At 39.2% G+C, this 6,473-nt stretch carries 4 protein-coding genes; all 4 read left to right on the top strand.

The genetic code is table 11. From position 1 onward, the window contains the following. On the top strand, positions 1-275 hold a 275-nt coding region (locus BGC07_RS20740; RefSeq protein WP_158006942.1), incomplete at its 5' end, for a hypothetical protein. Then, positions 223-2,409 carry an RHS repeat domain-containing protein gene (locus BGC07_RS13210; protein ID WP_077216907.1) on the top strand — a complete coding sequence of 729 codons (2,187 nt, stop codon included), beginning with the start codon at positions 223-225 and terminating at the stop codon, positions 2,407-2,409. The genes BGC07_RS20740 and BGC07_RS13210, both read left to right, overlap by 53 nt. Positions 2,410-2,424: 15 nt before the next feature. Then, the gene (locus BGC07_RS13205) at positions 2,425-5,280 is read left to right on the top strand and encodes an RHS repeat domain-containing protein (protein WP_069313483.1); all 2,856 of its coding nucleotides are present in this window, start codon (positions 2,425-2,427) and stop codon (positions 5,278-5,280) included. Further along, positions 5,277-6,086, top strand: coding sequence for a hypothetical protein (locus BGC07_RS13200; protein ID WP_069313482.1), 810 nt, complete (start codon positions 5,277-5,279; stop codon positions 6,084-6,086). The genes BGC07_RS13205 and BGC07_RS13200 overlap by 4 nt, the downstream gene beginning before the upstream one ends. Positions 6,087-6,473: the final 387 nt, after the last annotated feature.

Raw genomic sequence — 6,473 nt, 5'->3', positions numbered from 1 at the left:
CCGTTACTACGGCTGTCTTGCTTGCGTTGGGATTGAACAGCGCTGTAGCAAGTTCACAATCAATTAACTTTTTACAGCAAAATAACGACTCTAATGCTCAATCTAAAGGTGAGCTAAAAAACAGCAAGCAGGTTCACGCTAAAGAAAATAACAACACCAAAGAAAGTGCCAAGAAGAAATTAGCCAAAGAAATTAAAAAAAGCGAAAGACGCTCCGAAGACCATGAGTTTAGTGGCAACACCGGATGTTCCCAGCAGTCCAGGGGATTACAATAGCAAAGAATTTTATCGTAGCATGATTAAAAATGCCCCGGTATCTAAGGTAGACCCTTTTACCGGCGCGTTAATTGTTCACATTCCATTGGTTAGTATCCCAGGCAATGATGGGCTTAATTTAAATGTGACCTGGAGTTTTCGTTCAGGGCAAGATATTAGCCCTTTTGAATCAAACGAAGGAATATTTACTGGATTGGTTGAAACAAACAAAGTCGATGTGACTTGTGACTTCGGTCAGGACATGTGTAATGATCCAAACGTAGCCATTTTTCAAGACCCTTCTGGCAGTCGCCATAAATTTTATGCCATAAATCCTGTTGATGGGGGAGCACATGGTATAGGGTCACGACCTTTTGAGTCTATGGATGGTTGGCGTGCAGATTTAGGGGTGAGCTACTCCGGTTCTGGGCCTTATGCTGGTTTTAGCGGTTGGATTTACTCGCCTGATGGCACTAGTTACCATGTGTTTAACAGTTGGCCGTATACTGGTCAATCTCCTGTTGATCAAATCGTAAGCTCTCACGGAGGTGATAAAATCACCTATGCCTATAGTCGAAGTGGTGGTGCAGGCCGTGATCCATTTCACTTACAGTCGATTACAATGGGGAACTATAAACTCACTATCAGCGGCGATACAATTACGAGCAGTGATGGCAAAGTATGGCAAATTGACCCTCGTACTATTAATGGAAAAATGGGGCCTCAACCGGATCCAACCTATATTAAACTTCCTGATCAATCAGAATGGCATATAGGGTGGGCAGGCACTCAAGTTAACTCGATTACTTATCCTGATGGTGGGATGTCAAGCTTTACTCTAGGCAGTTATAATCATAAATGTAGCGTTAGTTCACACCTTTTATTGCGAATTGCAACGACTTATGTATCAGCTCAAATTAACTCAGGTGCAGGTTTGGCAAGCTCTAGCTGGAAATATAATTACGATGATGGGAAGTATCAAGCTTTTTGTTGGAATAACAACCATGAACCATATGATCCTGTTCCTGCTAACTTTACAACTAAAGTGATTTCACCTGGAAAAGAAGTTGATTATGTTTTCTTACCAGGTTATGTAGAAGAACGGGGTATGCCCATATACACGACTTGGCAATCAGGATTATTAACACATAAAACAACCTATAAAATACAGGACATTATCAAAACTCCATTAGAAGAGTCTGCATACACCTGGAGTAAGCGCCATATTACAATCGCTTTTCATGGTTACCCTGAAATTGCTCAACCTCAACTAGAAACTCAAACCATTAAACGCGCAGGTATAACTTATAGTACGGCTTATACGTATGATGATGACAGTATGCCAACCTCTATTTCTGAATCATCACCACAAGGCAGTCGCACAGAAGCCATTTCTAACTACGAGAAAAAATACACGATTGATACTGTCCCACATTTATTATTCACCCCTCAAAACGAAACCTGGAAAGACAGCACAGGTAAAGTCGTTAATACAACAACACGCACCTTTAATGGTATAGGTGAGTTGCTCGGCCAGACTAAGAACGGCGTAAAAACCTCTTACACCTACGATGCAGGTGGCAATATCGCAAGCATTACTAATGCATTAAACCATAAAACAACACTTCAAAACTATGTTGCAGGCATGCCGCAATTAATTACTGATGCTGCTGGTAACAAGTTTAAATTTGTGATTAACCCGAATGGCACCATCACAAGTTATACCGACGGGTTAGGCAATAAAACGAGTTATGAATATGACTCGATGTATCGCTTGACGAAGCTGACACCGCCGCAAGGGTGCTCAGTTGGATTACGTTGGAATTACCCAAATATGGGAGGGCATGTCGTTTATCGTTGTGCTGCGCCGAATTATTACGGGCAATATTTTACAGTGAATGGGTTTGGACAACCGACCCATATCGAAACGCATATTGGAACCAATGAAAATGTAATTTCAAAACAAGAAATTCGTTATGATGCCTATGGTAGAGAGATATTTAAGTCATATCCTGTTGCTCCAAATACAACGAATGATAAAACGTTAGGCACTTATACGACACGTGATGCGTTAGGGCGAGTAACAGCAGTAGAGTCACCTTTACCATTAACCAAAATTGGTGATGGTGTCAGCCCGATCCCTTATCAAGGTTAAAAGGAAGTAATAACAATGAGAAGATTTACAAAATACCTGTCTTTATTTGCCTTAACAGGGATGATGGTTTCAGGTTCGGCGCTTGCGGATTATACGAAGGTCATTACTAGATCTTTAGTTTTTACTGATTATATTAAAAATTGGCCCTACACCACCTTTAACATCCAAATTCATGGATTAGCTGATAATGCTGAAAGTATAACGTTAGACAGTTGGAATAATTTTCAACTTAACGATAAACAGCAAAAAATGGATAAGAAAAGCTATGACTCATTGCAAAAGATAATTGACAGTGATGCGCCAGGAGTGCCATTCCAATCAACAACAGCTGAAGTAGAAAACAATGAAGCTACTGTTACTGTAACTCCGAAGTTAGCAAATGCTTCTATTTATGGTGAAATGTATATCCAATACAGCGATGCCGATGCTATTTTTAAAGTTCGTTATAAAGGCAACCTTCCACCACACACCGGTGAATGTACAGCCTCATCCCCCTGTGTGACTTCATATAATTATGGTCCTAATACGACGACGATTACCGACCCTAAAGGTAATGTTACCGTCAATACTTATCGCTCTTTTGGTGATCCTGACCAGCAGCAACTCATGAAAATCATGCAAAAAAGCGTTGATATTTATGGTGAGGGTAAGGTCGCACTCAGTACCGGTATAGAACGTGATGCGATGGGGCGTATTACTTTAATTGGTCAAGCTTATAATCCAACAAAGCCCACAGTGATTCGTAAATACCAATATGACTCTCATTACTTTTTAACCGGTGAAGATAACCCGGAGACAGGTCATACCGCTTATGGACGTGATGCCATTGGTGAGATGACTTCTAAGAAAGTTGGTAACTCTCCTAATGTCGATTTTCGCTATGATGTTTTGGGCCAACTCACTCAAGTACGAAACCCCGAATCTAGTTTAAATCGCAATATTACTATTACCTATGATGCTGACGGTCATAAGACTAAAGTACAAAATGGCAACTCAACATTTCACAGTGAGTGGGACTATACATACGATAATAATGGCAGTTTAAAATCAGCGAATCTCATTTTCCCAGATGTTGATGCTGGTGGCAGTCACAAGAATTTCTTGTTTAAGTACAGCTACGATGGTCTAGATCACCTTTCTAGTGTGACTTATCCAGGTGATGCTATGAAGGTTGACTATGCGCCTGATGCCTTAGGCCGTGCGACTAAAGTAGGCAATAAAGTCACTAATGTAAAATATTTCCCAAATGGCAAAATTCAAAGCTTCACTGATGCCAATGGTGCAGTAACAACTTATCAGCTTAATGATCGTCAAATGGATAATGATATCAAGGTGGCTCGTCATTACACGTATGACCCAATGGGTAATATTTTAAAAATTGAGGATCCAAATAGCGCCCATGCACAAACGTATTCATACAATGCAGCAAACTGGCTAACAGGCGAAAGCCTCGGGGGTAAATCATCAACGATTGGATATGACCCTGTTGGTAACATTGTTAATGTCTCGGGTGCGAGAGGCAATCTTAGCTATCACTATACAAATAATAAACTGATGAGTATCAGTGGTTCTGTGAACGAGAATTTTGGTTATGATGCCTATGGAGATATTACCAGCAATAAAGCAGGCAATACCTTTGTTTATAATGACACTCAACAACTCATGCAAGCCAAAGGCGTTAACCCTGTTAATGGTAAAAGCTATGATGATCAATATTTTTATGATGGTAATGGCAATCGCGTTAAAGTCCTCAAAGGAAATGACGAAACAATTCAGATTTATAACCAAAAAAATCAACTGTTGTTTCAACAACACATTCCAAATAAAACAGTAGATCAGGGTGATGACACTTACTACTTTTATTTGTTAGGCCATAAAGTCGCTTACCAGAAACAAGGGTTTGATGGTAGCAATAAATCTACTGTGTATTTACACAATGATTTATTGGGTTCACCACTTCAGGAAACCCGACAAGATAAAAGCTTTGTATTTAACCAAGGGCAAGTCTATTGGGGATATGGCCAAGAAGCTCTAGACACTTCAAAAGATCGTCCGAGTGAGCACGTAGGCTTCACTGGCAAGCTTCATGATGATGCAACAGGTTTGTCTTATTATGGCGCGCGGTATTATGATCCTGCCATCGGGCGCTTCATGTCTGTAGATCCTCACCCTGTTGAACCAACATTACCAATCACCTTTAATCGTTATGCATATGCAGCAGATAACCCGCTAAAATATACCGACCCTGATGGAAAATTCTTTGCTAACCCTATGACAATGATTGTTGAAGGTTTATTTGGCATGGTTTCCGGAGGAATTGCTGGTTGGGCTGAAAATGGAATTGATGGAGCAATTGTTGGTGCTGGGGTGGGGACAGTCACAGCTTTAGTTGCCAACCCATTAAGTGCAGGAGCAGCAGCCAGAGTCGCTGCTGCTGGTGCAGGTAAAATTGCTCAAGCCACAATATCTGCAGCCGTAGATATTGAAGCAGGAACTGCTGGAGGAGTCGTCCAAGGAAAACTAAACACAGGTAAAACTGATGTCCTGGGCGCGGTCGAAGGCGCGGTAATTGGTCATGGAGTAGGCAAAGTTATCAAAACAGGTGGGGCAGGAGCAAGTGCGGCCGAAGAAATTGTTGTTGGTATAAAGAGAACAGCGGTTAGTGATATTTCTAGTAATTCAGCAGGCAGCCTCACTGATAAATTAATGTCACACCATACTACAGATAAACCTAAATTTGGCGCTTTACATGATTTAGCTGCATTAGAACACGCAGGGCATGACACAGAAAGAAGCGCAGGTGCTGAAAAGACTATGGGTGGTGATATGTGTGTAGACCACAACCTTCATAATGACAAGGGGTGGTTATGATGGTCAATTTATCACATCACTGGGTAGAACCTAACAACTGGTATCAAGTGCTATTTGTTTTTGGAATACCTATAGTTAGCTGGATTATGCTTTATGTACTGCTTTCATTTATCAGAGGTTCTAAAAAATTAATCATCTTGAGTGTGTTAACTACAAGCCTTATCCAAATAGCTTCTCCTGTTTATGCTTTTGTTTACTTATTACCTAAATCAATGTCATCAGGGCATGTTATAAGCATGGCTGTATTAATAGGCATGTTTTTTGTGGCCGGTATCGCCCTATGCAATAATCAGATTATAAAGTCTTGGTTAGGTAGTGAAGAAAATATAAAACGCTGGCTTGAAATACCTGACGGCAAGATGAAGAAGTATCTCGCTAGCAAATCAATAAAAATATTTGCAATCTTAGTAGAAGTATCATTTGCAGCGTTTTATATTGGAATAGCTATCTTTATTATTCTCTTATTTATGGATCGTAATTATAGTTTCGGGTTGTATGTTATGGCATCAGCAGGATTCTATCTTATGTTTCATATATTTATACTAAGGTATTTTAAATTTACAGCATGTAAAAATTGCCGTAGATTATTACCAGAAATCGATAAAAGTAAAAACTATAAGAAATACATTAGAGATATGGCATTTAATGACCATTTCAATTGTATATACTGTTGCGCTCATTACTATTTCTCTAAAGATGATTTAGAAAAGGCTAAAATTGAAGAGAAAATGAGAGGCTCAGAGAACAAATCTGATCTTAATGCTACTTATAAGCAAGTTAACACAGCTTTAAAAAAGCCGCAGTAAGCGGCTTTATTTTTTGCTTATACTATTACTTCCTAGAAAAAACTCATGGAAGGAAGTAAAAGATGGCCTTTTTAGGCCATTTCATTTGGTCTGTGTATTTCGCCGACCGCTTACGAGTGTAATTTCTTGTTGCAATCCTTATCTTTAAATAATTTACTAAATATATAATAAAAAAACTCCAATAAATTTATATAAAATTAACCATAAATTAACTATATTTGTTTTTGATATAGATATAATTAACGGAAACAGGACTTAGGCATTGACAGAAAAATCTAGTTATGCGCCGACCAAAAATCAGTGCTTTCAGCATATTTTTTGATTATTTGTATAAATATTTGTCATAAACTCAGATTTTTTATGAACTTCGAGAAGCTATCGCCAAGA

Source organism: Piscirickettsia litoralis, from assembly GCF_001720395.1.
Taxonomy (GTDB): Bacteria; Pseudomonadota; Gammaproteobacteria; order Piscirickettsiales; family Piscirickettsiaceae; genus Piscirickettsia; species Piscirickettsia litoralis.
The sequence above is the reverse complement of the archived record's forward strand: the minus strand, read 5'-3'. Positions and strand labels throughout refer to the sequence as shown.

Excerpts from the sequence above, each read along its gene's own strand:
- BGC07_RS13210 (WP_077216907.1), top strand. The coding sequence starts at position 223 with ATGAGTTTAGTGGCAACACCGGATGTTCCCAGCAGTCCAGGGGATTAC.
- BGC07_RS13205 (WP_069313483.1), top strand. The coding sequence starts at position 2,425 with ATGAGAAGATTTACAAAATACCTGTCTTTATTTGCCTTAACAGGGATG.
- BGC07_RS13200 (WP_069313482.1), top strand. The coding sequence starts at position 5,277 with ATGATGGTCAATTTATCACATCACTGGGTAGAACCTAACAACTGGTAT.